General features: G+C 69.8%; 18 protein-coding genes and 1 tRNA gene. 5 read left to right on the forward strand and 14 right to left on the reverse strand.

The window, feature by feature from the left end; genetic code table 11:
• Positions 1-30 precede the first annotated feature (30 nt).
• Complete coding sequence (locus D0Z60_RS07000; RefSeq protein ID WP_162888003.1) at positions 31-945, forward strand: transferrin-binding protein-like solute binding protein; 915 nt, start codon at positions 31-33, stop codon at positions 943-945.
• 122 nt (positions 946-1,067) lie between these two features.
• Positions 1,068-2,375, forward strand: a complete 1,308-nt coding sequence (locus tag D0Z60_RS07005; protein WP_118857581.1) for a surface lipoprotein assembly modifier — start codon at positions 1,068-1,070, stop codon at positions 2,373-2,375.
• 13 nt (positions 2,376-2,388) lie between these two features.
• On the opposite strand, the gene D0Z60_RS07010 is transcribed toward D0Z60_RS07005, so the two are convergent.
• Positions 2,389-4,359 carry a hypothetical protein gene (locus tag D0Z60_RS07010; protein WP_118857582.1) on the reverse strand — a complete coding sequence of 657 codons (1,971 nt, stop codon included), beginning with the start codon at positions 4,357-4,359 and terminating at the stop codon, positions 2,389-2,391.
• A 151-nt stretch (positions 4,360-4,510) separates the two neighbouring features.
• On the opposite strand from D0Z60_RS07010, the gene uvrA reads away from it, so the two are divergent.
• Positions 4,511-7,543 (forward strand): excinuclease ABC subunit UvrA, encoded by a 3,033-nt coding sequence (uvrA, locus tag D0Z60_RS07015; RefSeq protein ID WP_118858483.1) that lies wholly within the window; start codon positions 4,511-4,513, stop codon positions 7,541-7,543.
• A 72-nt stretch (positions 7,544-7,615) separates the two neighbouring features.
• Complete coding sequence (locus D0Z60_RS07020) at positions 7,616-8,383, forward strand: alpha/beta hydrolase (RefSeq protein WP_162888128.1); 768 nt, start codon at positions 7,616-7,618, stop codon at positions 8,381-8,383.
• Here the strand turns inward: D0Z60_RS07020 and D0Z60_RS07025 are convergent.
• The 5 genes from D0Z60_RS07025 to D0Z60_RS07040 are packed head-to-tail and all read right to left on the reverse strand — an operon-like array spanning position 8,380 to position 10,573.
• Positions 8,380-8,733: an OmpA family protein gene (locus tag D0Z60_RS07025; RefSeq protein ID WP_118857584.1), complete on the reverse strand. Its 354-nt coding sequence runs from the start codon at positions 8,731-8,733 to the stop codon at positions 8,380-8,382. The genes D0Z60_RS07020 and D0Z60_RS07025 overlap by 4 nt on opposite strands.
• 24 nt (positions 8,734-8,757) lie before the next feature.
• Entirely contained in the window at positions 8,758-8,895 is a 138-nt protein-coding gene (locus tag D0Z60_RS11925; RefSeq protein ID WP_240325571.1) for a hypothetical protein, read from the reverse strand.
• Positions 8,877-9,230, reverse strand: a complete 354-nt coding sequence (locus D0Z60_RS07030; protein WP_240325572.1) for a DUF2793 domain-containing protein — start codon at positions 9,228-9,230, stop codon at positions 8,877-8,879. The genes D0Z60_RS11925 and D0Z60_RS07030 overlap by 19 nt, the downstream gene beginning before the upstream one ends.
• A gap of 3 nt (positions 9,231-9,233) precedes the next feature.
• Positions 9,234-10,280: a GTA baseplate fiber-binding domain-containing protein gene (locus D0Z60_RS07035; protein WP_118857585.1), complete on the reverse strand. Its 1,047-nt coding sequence runs from the start codon at positions 10,278-10,280 to the stop codon at positions 9,234-9,236.
• A 50-nt stretch (positions 10,281-10,330) separates the two neighbouring features.
• Positions 10,331-10,573, reverse strand: coding sequence for a hypothetical protein (locus D0Z60_RS07040; RefSeq protein WP_118857586.1), 243 nt, complete (start codon positions 10,571-10,573; stop codon positions 10,331-10,333).
• A 121-nt stretch (positions 10,574-10,694) separates the two neighbouring features.
• On the opposite strand from D0Z60_RS07040, the gene D0Z60_RS07045 reads away from it, so the two are divergent.
• The gene (locus tag D0Z60_RS07045) at positions 10,695-10,997 is read left to right on the forward strand and encodes a hypothetical protein (protein ID WP_118857587.1); all 303 of its coding nucleotides are present in this window, start codon (positions 10,695-10,697) and stop codon (positions 10,995-10,997) included.
• Here D0Z60_RS07045 and D0Z60_RS07050 read toward each other — a convergent pair.
• The 8 genes from D0Z60_RS07050 to D0Z60_RS07085 form a co-directional block, all read right to left on the reverse strand.
• Positions 10,983-11,486, reverse strand: a complete 504-nt coding sequence (locus D0Z60_RS07050; protein WP_162888129.1) for a hypothetical protein — start codon at positions 11,484-11,486, stop codon at positions 10,983-10,985. The genes D0Z60_RS07045 and D0Z60_RS07050 overlap by 15 nt on opposite strands.
• Before the next feature lie 51 nt (positions 11,487-11,537).
• Positions 11,538-12,005 (reverse strand): hypothetical protein, encoded by a 468-nt coding sequence (locus D0Z60_RS07055; protein WP_162888130.1) that lies wholly within the window; start codon positions 12,003-12,005, stop codon positions 11,538-11,540.
• 8 nt (positions 12,006-12,013) lie between these two features.
• Positions 12,014-13,120 carry a phage portal protein gene (locus D0Z60_RS07060; protein ID WP_118857590.1) on the reverse strand — a complete coding sequence of 369 codons (1,107 nt, stop codon included), beginning with the start codon at positions 13,118-13,120 and terminating at the stop codon, positions 12,014-12,016.
• A 61-nt stretch (positions 13,121-13,181) separates the two neighbouring features.
• Entirely contained in the window at positions 13,182-14,495 is a 1,314-nt protein-coding gene (locus D0Z60_RS07065) for a terminase large subunit domain-containing protein (RefSeq protein ID WP_240325573.1), read from the reverse strand.
• Positions 14,492-15,097, reverse strand: coding sequence for a hypothetical protein (locus tag D0Z60_RS07070; RefSeq protein WP_118857591.1), 606 nt, complete (start codon positions 15,095-15,097; stop codon positions 14,492-14,494). Before D0Z60_RS07070 ends, D0Z60_RS07065 begins: the two co-directional genes overlap by 4 nt.
• A gap of 116 nt (positions 15,098-15,213) precedes the next feature.
• Positions 15,214-16,659: an FAD/NAD(P)-binding protein gene (locus D0Z60_RS07075; protein WP_118857592.1), complete on the reverse strand. Its 1,446-nt coding sequence runs from the start codon at positions 16,657-16,659 to the stop codon at positions 15,214-15,216.
• 22 nt (positions 16,660-16,681) lie between these two features.
• Positions 16,682-17,263: a GTP cyclohydrolase I FolE gene (folE, locus tag D0Z60_RS07080; protein ID WP_118857593.1), complete on the reverse strand. Its 582-nt coding sequence runs from the start codon at positions 17,261-17,263 to the stop codon at positions 16,682-16,684.
• Positions 17,264-17,284: 21 nt separating this feature from the next.
• A tRNA-Arg gene (locus tag D0Z60_RS07085) sits at positions 17,285-17,361 on the reverse strand.
• Positions 17,362-17,391 lie beyond the last annotated feature (30 nt).

Raw genomic sequence — 17,391 nt, forward strand, 5'->3', positions numbered from 1 at the left:
ACCGGCGCGTGTCCGAGCGGGAGGATGACCATGCGCAAACTTCTTCAACTGGCGATCACCACGGCCCTGGTCGTTCCGCTTGCCGCCTGCGGTGGCGGCGGCGGCGGCAGCGGAGGGCCGAGTTCGACTCCGACGCCGCCGCCTCCGCCACCGCCGCCTCCGCCGCCACTCGCGAAATTCCCGGCGGTGTTTCCGTCGGTCACCGCGACCACGGACTTCGCCGCCTTGGGCTACGAATATTTTCGCGGCGTGGGCGGAGCCGGTCAAACCGAACTGCGCGACAATTTCGCCGTCAGATATGATGCCGCTGCCCAGGCTTACGTCATCGACTTGCCGTCGGCGCCCGCCGGACGGTTCGAGGCCGGGAGTCAGGACGCGTCCTACTGGCGCGGCTATCTGCTCGACCAGCCGGTCGTCAGTCCGTCCATGGATATCCGCAAGCCAGACAGTGCCGGCTTCGTCTACACGACGTTCGGCGACTATTATCAGTACGAGTGGGCTCCGGTGGATTTCTTCGACGGAGTGTTCGCGTTCGGCCTCGCCACACCCGCCGGCGCAGTCCCGACCACCGGCTCAGCCAGCTACAGCGCGCTGCTCGCCGGGACGACGGCGGACTGGTACACGATCGAAGGCACGGCTTCGCTCCAGTTCAACTTCGGCGCCGGCACCCTGTCCGGATCGATGAACCCGATCCTCGTCGGCATGTTCAATCCGGTCCCGCTCGGCCGCTACGATTTCGTCAACACCATCTATAGCGTCGGCGCGACGAGCTTTTCGGGCGGGCTGCGTCACGAGGGCGGCAACCTCACGGGAAGCTTCAACGGCCTGTTCACGGGGCCCGCAGCCCAGGAACTGATGGCCCGCTGGCGCGCGCAATACGCCCGGCCGGACAACAGTGGCACGATCAGCGAGATGGTCGGGGTGCTGGTCGGCAAGCGCCCCTAGCCGTTGCACCGCTCGCAAAGAGGCGACCATGGCCGATTTGAACTTAGCGTTGGCGCGCACCTCTCCGGACCAGCCCGAGCGCCCGCTGAGCGTGCTCTCGGGCAAGAGCGAGCGCTAGGCCGATGCTGGCGCTAGTCGCGATCGGCGCCGCCGCGCTGGCCGTGGCCGAACCTTCCGCGCCGGTCGGGCAGAGGCTGCGCGCCGACGCCCCGTCCTTGCTCGCGCTCGGCCGCCGCTTGCAGGACGATGGCGCCGAGGCCGAGGCGGCGACCGTCTATGCAGCGCTCGAGGCCGATCCGAGCGCCGACGTGCGCGCCGAAGCGCGCTACCGACTGGCCGGGCTGGCGATGCGTCGCAAGGAATGGCAGGCGGCGGCGATATTCCTGCGCCGGGTGCTCGACGAGCGGCCCGATGCGGCGCCGGTCCGGCTGACCCTGGCGCAAGTGCTCAACGAGATCGGCGACGAGGGCGCTGCTTTGCGCGAGCTTCGCGCGGCGCAGGCGATCGGGCTTCCGCTCGAGGTGGCGCGGATGGTCGACCGCTTCTCCGAGGCGTTGCGCGCGCGGCGGCCGTTCGGGGCAAGCCTGGAGATCGCGCTGGCCCCAGACAGCAACATCAACGCCGCGACCTCGAGCGACACGCTCGGCACGGTGATCGGAGAGTTCGACATCGATCCCGGCGGCAAGGCCCGCTCGGGAGTCGGCGCGGCGCTGCGCGGCTCGGCCTTCGCGCGCAAGCCGCTCGGCGAAACGGTCGCGCTGCTCGCCCGCGCCAATGTCAGCGCCGACTTCTATCGCGACAAGGATTTCAACCAGATCACCGCCGACCTGTCGGCCGGGCCCGAGCTTCACCTCGGCCCGGTGCGGCTCAACCTCGAGGCCGGCGCGACCCGCCGCTGGTTCGGGATGAAGCCGTTCGAGGACAGTTTGCGGCTCGACCTCAGCGCCGCGCTCCCGGCCGGACGGCGCAGCTTGGTACGCGGGCGGATCGCCGTTGCGCGCATCGACAACAAGCTCAACGACCTCCAGGACGGCCGCCTGTGGAGCGGCGAGATCGGCATCGAGCGGGCGATCGATGCCCGCACCGGGCTCGGGCTCAGCCTCGCCGCCAGCCGAGCCGCGCTCGACGATCCGGGCTATTCGACCACCGCGTGGCGCGCGACCCTGCTCGGCTGGCGCGAATTCGGGCGAGTGACGGCGCACGCCTCGGCCAGCATCGGCCGGCTCGAGGCCGACGAGCGGCTGAGCCTGTTCCCCGACAAGCGCGAGGACCGGAGCTGGCGGCTGAGCGCGGGGGCGACCATGCGCCAGTTCCAGTGGGGCGGCTTCGCGCCGCTGGTGCGAGTCAGCTACGAGCGCAACGCGAGCACCATCGCCTTCTACGACACGCGCCGCCGGCGGGTGGAATTCGGCTTCGTCCGCGCGTTCTGAGCGGCGCAGTCGCCTAGGCGTTCGGAGCTCCGCGTGCCGTCGCCAGCGCCCGGCCCAGGCGTTCGCGCTCGCCGCGGCTGAGGTCCATCGTCGCCGCGTCGTTCAAGCGCTGCCGGGCGTCGTCGCGCTCGCCGGTGCGCCACAGCGCCGCGCCCCAGGCGAAGTGCAGCGCGCCCCAGCGCGGCGCGCGCTCCGCCGCAGCGGCATATTTCGCCACCGCTTCCCTATCCTTGCCCTGCAGCGCCAGTGCGTCGCCCCAGCCCTTGAGCGGATCGGCCCAGCGCGGCGCCTTCTTTGCGGCGGAGTCGAACCGGGCAATCGCCGCCGGCAGGTCGCGCGCGCGAAGCTTGGCGCGGCCCCATTCATAGTCGCCGAACGCCAGTTGCGGCGACTGCCGGACCGAATGCGCGAACCATTTGTCGGACGACCTCCGGTCGCCGGCCAGCGCCGCTACGACGCCCCGGGTGCGCAGGCAGAAGTCGCAATCGAGCGGGGTCGCGGCAATGACCCGCGCCGCGCGCTCTTTGTCGCCGAGGTGCGCGGCGGCAAGCGCGATCCACGGCCAGCTCATGACCGGCCGCAAGGCGATCTCGATCGGCTCAAGGGGCCGGCTATCGCGATCAGGGCGTTCCGCTATCGCCATCACCAAACGCCAGTCGCCCCGTCGGGCGGCGATCGCGATGAGCGCCCCATCGCGCTCCTGGGCCAAGTTCGTAGACGTCGTTTGCAGGTTCAGCTCGTCCGGCGCGATCGGGTTGGCGGCAAGCATCTCGGCCCCTTCGCGGGGACGGTGCAGTGCAGCAAGATAGGTCGCCATGCGCAGCGGCGCTGCCGGCAGGCTGTTGTTGTAATTGACCTCCTCGAGAGTTCGTTCGATCAACCGATAAGCCGCGTCGAAGTCGCCCCGCAGGCTCGCGCCGAAATGGTCGGTGACGAGCAGGATGGAAGCCAGTGCGTCCGGCTTCAACGTCCCCGCACGTTGCGCTGCGCGGTAGGATGCGAGCGCCGCCGGCTGGCGGTCAAGCGCGCGCCCGTCGCGTCCCAGCAGGAATTCGTTGTTCATCATGTTGAAGACGGGCGGCGCCAGCGTGGGCGCCAATTGCCGTGCCTTCAGAAACATGCGCCGCGCAGCGCGGAAGTCGCCGCGTTGCATGAGGCGGTTGCCAAGCGCGTTGTAACCCCAGGCTCGTTCCATTGCGGGGCCCGAGCGCGCGAGTTGCGCCGCCAGCGCCAGCGATTCCTCATCGCGCCCCTCGCTCGAAAGATAGATGGCGTGAAGATAGGGCTGCTGACGGCCGAAGAATTGCTCGGCCGCGCGTTGAAGAGTGGTATCGAGTTCGTCTGCCGTCCCGCTCGCTTCGGCCGGCAGCTGGATCCCCGAGCGGACCACCACCCGCATCGTTGCGCCGTCGGCGATCACCTCGCCCGACACATGAGTCTCGTCGCCGAGCGAGCGGCGAAGCAGCCGCGTCGCGTCGTCGAGCGACAGACCGGTGGTCGGAATCTGCACCTTGAGGTCGCCGCTCCACGAATTGGCGAAGCTGGCCGGGGTGCGCACCGAATCCGCCTTGCGCTGGATTTCGGCGAGCTTGTCGAGCATGCGCTGGGCGACGACTTCGCCGGTCAGGCCGCGCTCCGCCAGCGCCGGCGGAACGGCGAACGGCGCGACGACGATCGCCTGGCTGCGCGATGCGCTCACCACCGCCGCGATCAGCAGTCCCAGCAGGCCGACGAACAGCACCGCGATGCAGGCGTCGCGGACAGTTCGGAAGCGGCTCCGGAACAGTTCGTGCCGAGCCAGGCCCTGCTGAGCTCCGACCAGCTGGCGGTGCGCCTCGAGCAGGGCCCTGGCCGGGTCGGGATCGTCGGACGCGGCGATCCGCCCCATGGCGATCTCGACCGGGTCGGCGGTGCCGGGAAGCGCTGCGCCGCGCGCCGCCCGAGCCTTGCGGGGCGCGGACGCCGGTCTGTCGGTCTCGGCCATACGCTGCACTCCCCCGGCGGCGAGCTTAGCTGAAAAAAAGCCAGTGCCAACCGTTGCGGCCCCGGCCGCCGGCACCCATCTCGAAGCGCTTCGCGTTGACCCGTCCGTGGGCTTCGCCTACACCCGGAACAAAGCTGGAACGACGCCGAACATGCTGACCCACATCTCCGTCCGCGGTGCGCGCGAGCACAACCTCAAGGGCATCGACGTCGAGATCCCGCGCGAAAGCCTGACGGTGATCACCGGCCTCAGCGGCAGCGGCAAGTCGAGCCTGGCGTTCGACACCATCTATGCGGAAGGGCAGCGGCGCTATGTCGAGTCCTTAAGCGCCTATGCGCGCCAGTTCCTCGAGATGATGCAGAAGCCCGACGTCGAGCATATCGACGGCCTGTCGCCGGCGATCTCGATCGAGCAGAAGACCACCAGCCGCAACCCGCGCTCGACCGTCGCGACGGTGACCGAGATCTACGATTACATGCGCCTGCTGTGGGCGCGCGTCGGCGTGCCCTATTCCCCCGCCACCGGCCTTCCGATTGAGGCGCAGCAGGTGAGCCAGATGGTCGACCGGACGATGGCCCTGCCCGAGGGCTCGCGCCATTACCTTCTCGCGCCGGTCGTGCGCGGCCGCAAGGGCGAGTATCGCAAGGAGCTGGCCGAGTGGCAGAAGGCCGGCTTCACCCGGGTCCGCATCGACGGCGAGTTCTACGCGATCGAGGAAGCGCCCGCGCTCGACAAGAAGTACAAGCACGACATCGAGATCGTCGTCGACCGGGTCGTCATCCGGGACGGAATCGAGGCGCGTCTCGCCGACAGCTTCGAAACCGCGCTCAAGCTCGCCGACGGCCTGGCCTATCTCGATCCGGCGGACCCACCCCCAACCCCCTCCCGCGAGCGGGAGGGGAAGAGCCGCGACAGCGGCGAAGGGGTGGGCCCGGACTCCGGCTTCAAGCTCGATTACGGCGCCGCCGGCCGCATCGTCTTCTCGCAGAAATTCGCCTGCCCGGTGTCCGGCTTCACCATCGCCGAGATCGAGCCGCGGCTGTTCAGCTTCAACGCCCCGCAGGGCGCCTGCCCGGCGTGCGACGGGCTCGGCGAGAAGATGCTGTTCGACGAGGATCTCGTCGTCCCCAATCACGACCTCACGATCGCCAAGGGCGCGGTCGTGCCGTGGGCCAAGTCCAACCCGCCCTCGCCTTACTACATGCAGGTGCTCGGCAGCCTCGCCCGCGCCTACGGCTTCGCGCTCGACACCAAGTGGAAGGACCTGCCCGAGGAAGCCCGCCAGGTGATCCTGCGCGGCACCCGCGGCAAGCCGGTCACCCTGCGCTTCGTCGACGGGCGCAAGAGCTATGAGGTGAAGAAGGCGTTCGAGGGCGTGCTCGGCAATCTCGAGCGGCGCATGCTGTCGACCGAAAGCGCGTGGATGCGCGAGGAATTGCAGAAATATCAGGCCAGCCACGCCTGCGAGGTGTGCCACGGCGCCCGCCTCCGCCCGGAGCCGCTCTCGGTCAAGATCGCCGGCGAGGACATCTCCCGGTCCGCACGCCGCTCGGTCGCCGACGCGCTCGCCTGGTTCTCGACGCTCGAGGCCAAGCTCGGCCCCCAGCAGCGCGAGATCGCCCGCGCCATCCTCAAGGAAATCAACGAGCGTCTCGGCTTCCTCCACAATGTCGGGCTCGACTATCTCAACCTCGACCGCACCAGCGGCACGCTGTCGGGCGGCGAAAGCCAGCGAATCCGCCTCGCGTCGCAGATCGGCAGCGGCCTCAGCGGCGTACTCTACGTCCTCGACGAGCCGTCGATCGGCCTCCACCAGAAGGACAACGACCGGCTGCTCGAGACCCTCCAGCGGTTGAAATCGCTTGGCAATACCGTGCTCGTCGTCGAGCATGACGAGGACGCCATCCGCACCGCCGACCATGTCATCGACATGGGCCCGGGCGCCGGCGTTCACGGCGGCGAGGTGGTGTGCGCCGGAACGCTCGACGATCTGCTCGCCTGCGAGACCAGCCTCACCGCCGACTACCTTGCCGGCCGCCGCTCGATCCCGATCCCGGCCAGGCGCCGCAAGGGCAATGGCAAGAAGCTGACCGTCCACGGCGCGACCGAGAACAATCTGCGCAACGTCACCGCCTCCATCCCGCTCGGCACCTTCACCTGCATCACCGGCGTCTCCGGCTCGGGCAAGTCGAGCTTCACCATCGACACGCTCTACGCCGCCGCCGCGCGCCAGCTCAACGGCGCGCGCATCCTCGCCGGCAAGCACGACAAGGTCACCGGGCTCGAGCATCTCGACAAGGTCATCGACATCGACCAGTCGCCGATCGGCCGGACCCCGCGCTCCAACCCCGCGACCTACACCGGCGCCTTCACCAACATCCGCGACTGGTTCGCCGGGCTCCCTGAGTCGCTCGCGCGGGGATATAAACCCGGCCGCTTCAGCTTTAACGTCAAGGGCGGGCGCTGCGAGGCGTGCCAGGGCGACGGCATGCTCAAGATCGAGATGCACTTCCTGCCCGACGTCTACGTCACCTGCGACATGTGCCACGGCCAGCGCTACAATCGCGAAACGCTCGAGGTGAAGTTCAAGGGCAAGAGCATCGCCGACGTGCTCGACATGACGGTCGAGGACGCGGTGGAATTCTTCAAGGCGGTCCCCGGCATCCGCGACCGGATGGCAATGCTCGCCGAGGTCGGGCTGGGCTACATTAAGGTCGGCCAGCAGGCGACGACGCTGAGCGGCGGCGAGGCGCAGCGGGTCAAACTGTCGAAGGAGCTCTCGCGCCGAGCGACCGGCCAGACCCTCTACATCCTCGACGAACCCACCACGGGCCTCCACTTCGAAGACGTCCGCAAACTCCTCGAAGTCCTCCATGCGCTGGTCGAGCAGGGTAACACCGTCGTCGTGATCGAACACAACCTCGACGTCATTAAGACCGCTGACTGGGTGCTGGATTTGGGACCGGGGGGCGGCGTGAATGGCGGGGAGATTGTGGCGCAGGGAACGCCGGAAGCGGTCGCGGCGGAGGAGCGCAGTTTCACCGGCCACTATCTGCGCGAAACGCTGGCTCGTTCTCCTGCGCAGGCGACTGCGACAGCTGGCCTTGCGGCCAAGCCGCGCCGCGCGTCTCGGGCCAAGAGAAGCGCAGAGGTCGAACAACCGGAACTTAGCGGAGCGAAGTGATCGGCGCGCCGGTCGAAATTCACTCGACGCACGTCCTCGCCGCGCGAATGTAATCACGCCATGTCCGGCCGAATGCTCATCGCTGCCTGGGTTGCGCTATTGTCGGCCGCGCCCGCCAACGCCGCGACCCGCTCGGGCAAGCTTGAGACCCCGCCGCCCGCCACCGCGCCCGCCGCTCCCGAAACCCGCAGCGGCGTGCTCACCCTCGCCGGCGGCGCTTACGCCTATCTCCCCAAGGGCCTCGACGGTTCGCCGCGGCCGCTGCTGGTGGTCCTCGCCGGGGCGCGCGATAGCGCGTCGGACCTGCTCGCCGCCTACCGCACGCATGCCGACCGCCACCGCTTCCTGCTGCTGATCCCGACCGGCCAATTGCCCGGCAGCTGGGACATGATCGAGGATCTGAAGTCGCGCCTCGGCGCCGAGTTCAACGTCCAGCCGCGCTACGGCCGCGATCTCGCCAACATCGACCGCGCGCTGGCCGATGTGTTCGCCCGGGCCGCGGTCGATCCGAAGCGCATCGGCGTCATCGGCTTCTCCAACGGCGCGACCTACGCGCTCAGCATCGGCACCGCCAACCCGCAGCTGTTCGGCACGGTCATCGCCTTGTCGCCCGGCCCGGCATACCCGACCCGCTTCGACAAAGCGCAGCGGGTGTTCGTCAGCCACGGCGAGAAGGACGGCGTGCTGCCGTTCGACAACGCGCGCGCGATCGTCGCGCGGATGCGCGGCCGCGGCATGACGGTGGAGTTCGAGCGCTTCGACGGTAATCACGAGGTGCCGCGCGCGCTGTTCGAGAAAGCGATCGCCTTCTTCGTCGCCGGGGAACCGGCCGCGCCCTAGCGGCGGCGGATCTCGACCCGCCGGTTCTGCACTTCGCGCACACCGTCGGCGGTGGCGATCAGCGGCTGCTCCTCGCCCGCGCCGGTCACCGTCATCGCCGAGCGCGCAATCCCCTTGCCAGCAAGATACTCGGCGACCAGCCGGGCGCGCTCGAGCGAGGCGCGGCGATTGTGGACCGCGGGGCCGGAACGGTCGCTGTGGCCGGTGATGAGGAGTGGGCCGCCGCCTGCCGCCAGCGCGTCGAGCGTCGCCGTGGCATCACGCGACAATTCGCTCTTACCCCAGTCGAAGAACACCAGAGACGTGCCCTCGGGCGCGGCGGTCTGCAGGAGGAGCGCGGCAAGCAGCATCGCCAACGCTTAATCGCCCACTCCCTAGCTGGCAATCAGCCCGTGGCCGCGCAGTGCGGCGAGGATCGCGTTGACCGTCGGATCGCTGGCGTGGTTGGCGATCGCCGCGGCCTGCGCCCCGACCACCTTGACGCCGTCGACGGTCAGCTTCTTGCCGCGCACGTCGCCGACGCTCCACGCCGTCCCGTCATAGCTCGCCGGGCAATTTGCGAGCGGTCCAGCACCTGCATCCCCGCCACCGCCGCGACGAACCGCCAGCCGCCCTCGGTGAAGCCGGCCAGCGCCCGCGCCTGCCCCGCCCAGGCGCCGGTTGGCGCGCTCCCGAGCACATAGCAATCGCCCGGCGCGGGGCTCGCCGGCGGCGCGTTGCGGCCGACCTCGAGCACCGCCGCCGCGACCGCCAGGTCGAGCCGCGCCAGCGCCTCGTTGTGGGTGAATTCCTTCTGCAGCTGGCCGGGCGCCAGGAACGGCAGTTGCAGGCGTGTGGAAGTGCTCATGGCTCAGACCCCGATGGTGAGTGAAACCGGCCGCGACAGGCCGAACGCGCCCGTCTGGCGGACCCCGATGGTGAGGGTCGACCCGAGACCGGCGAGCTCGGCCCCGGCGATCGTCAATTCGACCGCGTCGACCGACCGCTCGATCGTCCCGCCGCTCCCTGTCACGCTGACCCGGTAGCCCTGGAAATCCGCATCCTGCGCCGCCGCCACCCCGTCGAGCCAAGCCCAGCCGCCGCGCGACCGCCCGATCCACGCCAGCTCGAGCGAACCCGCGTTCAACCGCGCCTCGAGATGACGAGGCGCGAGCGGCCGAACCGCCTCCCCTGCCGCGACGCGCGCCACCACCGGCGGATCGGCCGCATTGGCCGGGCCGTAAGCGGTCACCGTCGCCGTGCTGCCGAGATGTCCCGCCGCGATCGGAACGCTTGCCAGCCCCGCGACATTGAGCAGCACGAACGCTTCGCCTGCGCCATGCCCGCCGACCGCGAATTCGCTACCGCCGCGCCCTCGCAAAAAGCGCGACAACCGGAAGCGCCCGCCGCCAAGCGGCTCAGCCACCCCGAACTGCACGATCTCGTCGCCGATCGCTGCCGCATTCGCCCCGCCGGCCAGCGCCATATCGTCGCGCGACTCGAGCCAATGGTCGACGTTCGCCAGTGTCACCTCGACGCTCGAGCGGCGGTCGATCAGGTCCGTCGACGCCGCCCCAAGCATCGTATCCACCGTGCCGACAATCGCCTCCCGCGCCGCGCTCGCGGACGCGCTCAGCGTCCCGCCGACAGCCAGCTCCAACGGCACCGGCCGGTACGCTCCGCTCGGGCTCGCCACCGCCAGCTGCAGCGACGGTCCCGCGACCCCCGGCCAGTCGGCCAGGTCGAGCAGCACCAGCCGCGATCGCTCGGCGACCACGTCGGGCTGAGCCACCGGCCGCCCCGGATCGGCCGGCCGCGCACCCGACGGCTCGGCCACCGCGCGCGCCGTCACGCGCACCACCATCCGCTCGATCGCGACCTCGTCGATCAGCCACTCCCCGGCCACCCCGGCCAGCACCAGCCGGTCGCCCGGCTCGACATCCAGATAGTCCGCCGGAAGCGTCGCGGTCAGCGTTTCGCGCGCCGCCCCTCGAGCCCGCTTTCGGCGCCGCGCCGCACATAGCCGTCGACGAACGCCCGCGCCTCGACCGACTTGACGCCGTCCAATGCCGGCCGCTGCGCCGCGATCGCCTCGTCCGCGACCCGCGCCTTGAGCGCCTCGAGCTCGGCCTTCAGCGCCGCCACTCCAGCCGCATCGTCCTGGAACGCCTCGAACGACGCCTCCAACCCATCCGCCTTCACTTCCAACATCCCGTCTCTCCTCGCTTGCGCACAAAAAAATGGGCCGCGAAACGCGACCCAGCCACCCCACTTCTCCTTGAAGCGTCATCCCGGCCTTGAGCCGGGCCCCACCTTCGCTACACTTCGCCCGATGCCCTACCGCCAGCCCTACGACGGCGACCGCCTCGCCTTCGTCGACGTTCCCGCCGCCACCTGGCTTCGCCTCTCCTTCGCGATCAGCGCCGCCGCCGCGGTGATCGTCGTCATCGCCTGGCTTGCCTTCGACCAAACGCTCGACTTCTACGATCCCGACGGCCGGCCGATCATTGAAGCACTCGCCGCCGGCCTCACCTACGGATTGTGGATCATGGCCCTCAACATGGCCGCGGCAGTCCTCGCCTTCACCGCCCTCGCCGCCTGGCGGCGCATCCGAAGGCCGTCACCCCGGGCGTGACCCGGGGCCCGCCTTCTTTTCCGCCGCCACAGGCTCCACGCGGATCAACCGGTCGACCAGTACATAATGCCGCGATCCGCCCATGTGCCCATAGGCGCCGGCCACCAGCGTCCGCCGCCCAATGAACTCCAGCCCATAGGCGTCCGGACGCTCAGGATCGCGCTCGAAGATTGCCGGCAGAGGCCCGTTCCACTCGAGCCACGTCTGGGACGTTCCATACGGACAATCGACCTTCGCGCCGGAGCAGAACCGCGAGCCCTCGTACTCGTTGACCCACACCCCGCTGAATCGTTGCGGCGGCGCGAAGCGATAACATTCTTGCGCCGGGATGTGGCCAATCACGGACTCGCTGAGCCGATAGGCGCACGGCCCCAGAAAACCGAAGTCGTGCGCATGCAAACGCGCCCGGAGTCGATCGCCCAAGTGCGCATAGGCCTCCGGCGGCGTATCGCGGCGCTCGTTACACCCCGCTAGCGCCATCACCGCCAAGCCCAGTGCCGCAATCCTCATCCCGCTTTATCACGCGCCGCCACCGCCGCTTCAACCCGGTGCACGAGACGGAAGTTCTTCGGCGCGGATGATCCGCTCGACCAGGATGGCGTGGCTCTTGTCCCAGCCGAATACGCGTTCCTCCGCCACCTTGGTGCGCCGTCCGATGAATTCGATCCGCACCCGGCGCTCGCGGCCGCTGCGGAGCTCGCTCGGACTCGGCGCGCGCCACACCAGCAGATAGACCGGCGGCCGCGCGCACTGGTCACCCGCGGTCTCGCAGAAAGACCAATGTTCTTCCTCGTGCCACACGCCTTGCCAGCGTCGCGCCGGAAGGAAGCGCAGGCACGTCTCCGACTTCGTGCCCTTGGTCGTCAGGCTTTCGTCGGCACCGTGGCGCTCGACCAGGCATCGCCGCGTGCCGTCCGCTTGTCGCACCCACGCGAACTCCCGCGCGTCCCGCGCCGCCGGCGAATCCGGCAAAGGCGTGCAGGCGGCCGAGGCGGCCAAGGCGAACATCCCGAACCTCATCCCGCTTTATCACGCGCCGTCACCGCCCCTTCAACCCGGTGCACCCGCGCCAGCTTCTGCATCGGCTGCGCGACCAAACTCACCTCGACCAGCTCGAGCTCCCGCAACTGGCGCAGTCCGTCCGCCCGCTCCGCTCGCCCGACGCGATAGCCGAGCATCCCCGACAGCGCGTCCAATATCTGCCCCGCCAGCGGCAGCACCGTCTGGCGGTACAGCGCCCGCCCGGCCTCGCGTGCATTGGCGTAGGTTGCATCGCCCGGCAGCCCGACCAGCACCGGCGGCACCCCGAAGGCCAGCGCGATGTCGCGCGCCGCGCTTTCCTTCAGCGCGACGAAGTCCATCTCCGCCGGGGTGAGCGAGATCGCCTGCCACTTGAGCCCGCCCTCGAGCAGCAGCGGCCGCCCCGCGTTCATCGCGCCCTGGAACTGCTCCTCGAGCTCGCGCTTCAGCCGCTCGAATTGCGCGCCGGTCATCTCGCTGCGGTCGTCGCTGCTATAGCTCAGCGCCCCCGACGGCCGCGCCGCATTGTCGAGCAGCGCCTTGTTCCACCGGCTGGCGCGGTTGTGCACCGTCGCCGCGCCGATCGCCGCCTCGAGGCAGCCCAGCCCATAATGGTCGTCGGCCGGGTCGAGCGCCCGGACATGCACCGCCTGGCGCCGGTAGAGCGCGTCCTTCAATGCGATCCGCTCGTCCCGCCCGCCGCCGCCGCCGCGATAGACGATCGCGCACGGCTGGCCGCGCGCATCGCCGGCGACCGAGCAGCGGTCGGGCCGCAGATCGACCAGCTCGCGCGGCCGGTCCTGGTCGTCGGCGATCAGCTGCACATACGCATTGCCGTGCAGCAGCAGCGCCGCCGCCAGCCGTTCGCGAAGCGCCCCGCTGACCAGCGCCGCGACGGCATCGTCGTTGCTGAAAATTGTCAGTCCGCCGACTGCCCCGGCGATCAGCCGCACGCAGCGCAGCCCGACCGGATTGGTGCGATAGACCTCGCGCACCTGCTCGGCATAACCGCGCGCAAACCCCTCGTCGCGCGGCTGCCTCAGCCACGGCGGCAGATGCGCGCCATCGACCGGCACGCTCTTGCGCCCGAACCAGTTGAACATTCCCGATTCCCCTCGTCGTCCCCGTGAAAGCCGGGGACCCCTCTTCGTCCTTGCGCCGCGCCTACAGCGCCCGCACCCGCGGCACCCCGCTCCGCGCATCCATCAACTCGCTGACCGCCCACACCATCGCGTCGGCGCGGTCGGGCGAACGGCTCGGCCCGTCGTAGCGACCGCCGATCTGGAGCCCCGCCAGCTCCGCCTCGAGCTCCGGGAACACGCCCGCCAGCCGCGCCCGGCCGGTCTCCATCGCCATCGCCACCGGCTCGGCCCGCGCGACCTTGCCGCTCGACGCATAGACCAGCCGCACCCGCACTTCGGCACCGGCCGTGGCGAGCACCGATTTGACCATTGCCCCGCCCTGGTTGGCCTCGGCAACGATATGGCTCGCGCCCCATTGCTCCGCCGCCGCCACCGCGACCCGCGCCCAGCGGTCCGGCCCGCACGCCGGTAGGCTCGCATCGGCCAGCACGTCGACGAACTTCCCGGCCCGCCCGGCGACCACGATCCCGCACTTGTCGCCGCGCTCGGACGCCGGCGGGTCGATCGCCACCACCACCCGGTCATAGTCCGCCGCCGCGGCGCAGCGCGCCCGCTCGATCAACGCGCGCGGGAACAGGCTGCCTTCCGCCTCGCTCATCAATTCGCCGTCGATTTCCTGGCGCCCGATCCGACTGTTGCCATAGGTCCGCACCATCGCCGCGACGAACCGCTCGGGCAGGCTGGCATTGTCGCCGGTGCGTCCGCCGGTCTCGACCGTCTCGGGGTCGGCGCGAAGCCGGTCGAGCAGCGCCATCGGCCGCGGAGTCGTCGTCACCAGCGCGCGCGCCCGGGTCCCGCCGCGAAGCCCGAAGTCGAGGTTCATCCACGTCTCGTCCGGCTTGCGCCATTTGGCGAGCTCGTCGCACCACGCGAAATCGTGCGCCGGCCCGCGCAGCCCGTCGGGACTGTCGCCCGAGAATAATTGCGCCTGGCTGCCCTGCGGCCAGGTCAGCCGCCCCAGGCTCGGCTCCCATTTCACCTTGACCCGCCGCCGCCGCGCCACCGCCAGCAGCCCGCTCGGCCCCTCGACCATCACGCGGCGCGCATCGTCGATCGTCGCTCCGACCAGCGCGATCCTGCGGGTCCCGCTGCCGGCCAGCGTATGAATCCACTCCGCCCCGGCGCGGGTCTTGCCGAAGCCGCGCCCGGCCATCAGCAGCCACACCCGCCAGCCCGCGCCCGACGGCGCGATCTGGCCGTTCGCCGACCAGCATTCGAACATCGCGTCCCAATGCAGCAGGTCGCCCGGGTCCATCCGCGCCACGAAGTCGGCCTGCTCGGCCGCGCCCAGCGCCGCCAGCCGCTGGACCCATTCGACCGGAATGTCCGCCCTCAAGCGCGCAATCCCCACACGATCAGCTCGAGCCGGGTCAAAGCGCCCTTGACCTCAACCTCTCCTCCCCGGCCGTTGCGGGGGACCGTTCCCGCGCCAGCGGGTATGGTGGACGGGTCCTTCTTGGAGCAGTCCCGCTCCCCGATCTTCTTCAATCGCGCCAAAATCCGCTCGGCCGCCTCGGCGACATCCTCCGGCGCATGGTCGCTGTCGGCGATCGCCGCCCCTTCGCGGTGCATCCGCAGCAGCGAAATGCCGAGCCGGTCGCTGTAGTCGCGCATCATCGAGCGGCTTCCGTCGCGCGCCACGATGATCTTCTCGACCCCGTGCAGCGCCCGCTCGAGCATGGTCAGCTCGAGCGCGGCATAGCCGATCGCCAGCGCCTGGTCCCAGCCCTTGCGGAATCCCGCGTCGCGCCCGCGCCGCACATAGACGGCGCTCGCGCTGATCCCCGCCGCGCCGGCCGCATATTTGACGTTGCAGCTCTCCGCCAGCGCCTCGAGGAAGCGCCGCTCCTTGCCCGGGGTCCAGCTGCGCGAGTCCGGCGCGCGCAGCTGCGGCTTGCCGCCCCCGTCGATCGCCAGTCTTGCCGCCCGTCCCACCATCCGCGCATGCTCCAAAAAGCGAACGGGCCAGCCCGCGAGGAAGCGGACCGGCCCGAATCGGAATCTTCGAATATGCCTGTGATGTACCTAACGAGCGTTACGATGTCAAGCGGTTTCTATCCTATCTGGTTCGCGATGGTCGCCGCCACCCGCTCGGCCTGCACGCGAATGTCCGGGACCGCGGTAATCTCCCACCACCGCCCCCGAGTCAGCGGCCCAACCGCGTACAAGCTCCCGCTCCGCTCATCCTGAGCAGGGACTGAGCCCGTCGAAGGCCCGTCTCGAAGGACGCAACACTCGTCATCCACCCGCACCCCAAGCCCAAGCTCCCCCGGCGCAATCAGCCCATCCGCCAGCATCTGCCGCAACAACCCATTGTCGCTCCCCGCCAACCGCTCCGCCGGCCCCGTGCAATTCACCGCCAGCGCCGCGCGAACCATCACCTCACTGCCACCCCGAACACGAACAAGTACCCGCTCATCCTGAGTAGCCTCCTGAGCCTGTCGAAGGGGGCGTATCGAAGGGTCATCCTGAGTAGGGCCGCAGGCCCGTATCGAAGGACCGGCCATCACCCGCAGCCGCCCCTCGCTCCGCCACCGCTCGACCACCGCCGCCGCCTCGGGCGCGATCCGGTGGCGATGCACATCCCACCACGGCCGCGCATGCCGCGCGAACCGCGCGCGGGTCGCCGCATCCCACCCGGCCCACAAAGCCTGGCTGACCGGCCGGAGCGAATCTACCGCCGCCCGCCAATCGTCCTTCCCACCCCGAGCGCGCAACCACGCCACCGCGTCCGATAACCGCTCCGGTACATCGCCAATCTCGGCTGGAGCCAATGCCGAGCCTGTCTCGAGCCCAGTCGAGAGATGCGCCCGAGGCACCAGCCCGCGTCGTGACACCGCTGTCACCTCACCGCCATACCCCAGCCGCTCGAGGGTCAGCACCACATCGACCATCGTCAGCCCGGTCCCGACCAACAGCAGCGGCGCGCCTTCCTCGGCGACAGCGCGAAGCCGCTCCCCGGCCTCCGCCCCCCACGGGTCCTGCACCATCCGCTCCTCTGGCCAGCCCGGAATGACAAACGGCGCCGGCCGCCCATTGCCGGTCGCCAGCACGACTGTTTCCGCATGGACCGCCGAGCCATCTTCCAGCTCAACCTCCCACCCCCCGCTCACCCTGAGTAGCGGCGCAGCCGCGTATCGAAGGGCCCGCACAATCCCATCCACCAAAGTCACGGCCCCGCCAACCACCGCCGCCTCAAGCTGACCGCGCAAATAGTCCCCATAAGCCCGCCGCTCCGCGAACCGCTCCGGCTCAACGCTCACCGCGTCCGCGAAGTCCCCCGGAGCATCCGGCCACGCGCTCATCCGTCCCGCCGGCACATTGAGCAGATGCGCCGGATCGCCCGTCCCATAGGCGATCCCCCGCCCCGCCGCCGACGCGCGATCGATCACCACGCACCGCACGCCCCGCCGGGCCAGCTGCAACGCCACCATCGTCCCCGAAAACCCCGCCCCGACAATCGCAACAGGGAAGGCGGAGGGCGGCGCGGAAGAACTCATGCGAACCGCGTCAGCACGGCGCCTAATAGCCCATCAGGGCCAAGACCTCGCGGCGGCTCCGCTCGTCGCTTCGGAACACGCCCATCATCCGGCTGGTCGTCATCATCACGCCGGGCGTGCGCACGCCGCGCGCGGTCATGCAGGCGTGGCTGGCTTCGATCACCACAGCCACGCCCTTGGGCTCGAGGTGGTCCCAGATGCAGTCGGCGACCTGCGCGGTGAGCCGCTCCTGGACCTGCAGCCGCCGCGCGAACCCGTTGAGGACTCGCGCCAACTTGCTGATGCCGACGACCTTGTTGCCGGGCAGATAGGCGATCGCCGCCTTGCCGATGATCGGCGCCAGATGGTGCTCGCAATGGCTCTGGAACGGGATGTCCTTGAGGAGCACGATCTCGTCGTAGCCGCCGACCTCCTCGAAGGTGCGCGACAAATGCAGCGCCGGGTCCTCGCCATAGCCCGCGGCATATTCGCGCCACGCTCGCGCGACGCGCCGCGGGGTGTCGGCGAGGCCCTCGCGCGTGGGATCGTCGCCGGCCCATTCGATCAGCGTCCGGACGGCCTCGGTGACTTTCTCGGGAATGTCCGGCTTGGGGGTGGAAGTCATTGCAAACGCGCGCCTTTTTGCTGGTGGCCCCGGCAGGATTCGAACCTGCGACCTCTGGTTTAGGAAACCATTGCTCTATCCTGCTGAGCTACGGAGCCTCGCCTCGCGATTAAGGGTGGCGGGCCCTC

Source organism: Sphingomonas mesophila, assembly GCF_003499275.1.
GTDB lineage: Bacteria > Pseudomonadota > Alphaproteobacteria > Sphingomonadales > Sphingomonadaceae > Sphingomicrobium > Sphingomicrobium mesophilum.

What these genes read in the sequence shown, in the direction of transcription:
- D0Z60_RS07000 (WP_162888003.1), top strand. Translation starts at nt 31, where the DNA reads ATGCGCAAACTTCTTCAACTGGCGATCACCACGGCCCTGGTCGTTCCG.
- D0Z60_RS07005 (WP_118857581.1), top strand. Translation starts at nt 1,068, where the DNA reads ATGCTGGCGCTAGTCGCGATCGGCGCCGCCGCGCTGGCCGTGGCCGAA.
- D0Z60_RS07010 (WP_118857582.1), bottom strand. Translation starts at nt 4,359, where the DNA reads ATGGCCGAGACCGACAGACCGGCGTCCGCGCCCCGCAAGGCTCGGGCG.
- uvrA (WP_118858483.1), top strand. Translation starts at nt 4,511, where the DNA reads ATGCTGACCCACATCTCCGTCCGCGGTGCGCGCGAGCACAACCTCAAG.
- D0Z60_RS07020 (WP_162888128.1), top strand. Translation starts at nt 7,616, where the DNA reads ATGCTCATCGCTGCCTGGGTTGCGCTATTGTCGGCCGCGCCCGCCAAC.
- D0Z60_RS07025 (WP_118857584.1), bottom strand. Translation starts at nt 8,733, where the DNA reads ATGCTGCTTGCCGCGCTCCTCCTGCAGACCGCCGCGCCCGAGGGCACG.
- D0Z60_RS07030 (WP_240325572.1), bottom strand. Translation starts at nt 9,230, where the DNA reads ATGAGCACTTCCACACGCCTGCAACTGCCGTTCCTGGCGCCCGGCCAG.
- D0Z60_RS07040 (WP_118857586.1), bottom strand. Translation starts at nt 10,573, where the DNA reads ATGTTGGAAGTGAAGGCGGATGGGTTGGAGGCGTCGTTCGAGGCGTTC.
- D0Z60_RS07045 (WP_118857587.1), top strand. Translation starts at nt 10,695, where the DNA reads ATGCCCTACCGCCAGCCCTACGACGGCGACCGCCTCGCCTTCGTCGAC.
- D0Z60_RS07055 (WP_162888130.1), bottom strand. Translation starts at nt 12,005, where the DNA reads ATGTTCGCCTTGGCCGCCTCGGCCGCCTGCACGCCTTTGCCGGATTCG.
- D0Z60_RS07060 (WP_118857590.1), bottom strand. Translation starts at nt 13,120, where the DNA reads ATGTTCAACTGGTTCGGGCGCAAGAGCGTGCCGGTCGATGGCGCGCAT.
- D0Z60_RS07070 (WP_118857591.1), bottom strand. Translation starts at nt 15,097, where the DNA reads ATGGTGGGACGGGCGGCAAGACTGGCGATCGACGGGGGCGGCAAGCCG.
- D0Z60_RS07075 (WP_118857592.1), bottom strand. Translation starts at nt 16,659, where the DNA reads ATGAGTTCTTCCGCGCCGCCCTCCGCCTTCCCTGTTGCGATTGTCGGG.
- folE (WP_118857593.1), bottom strand. Translation starts at nt 17,263, where the DNA reads ATGACTTCCACCCCCAAGCCGGACATTCCCGAGAAAGTCACCGAGGCC.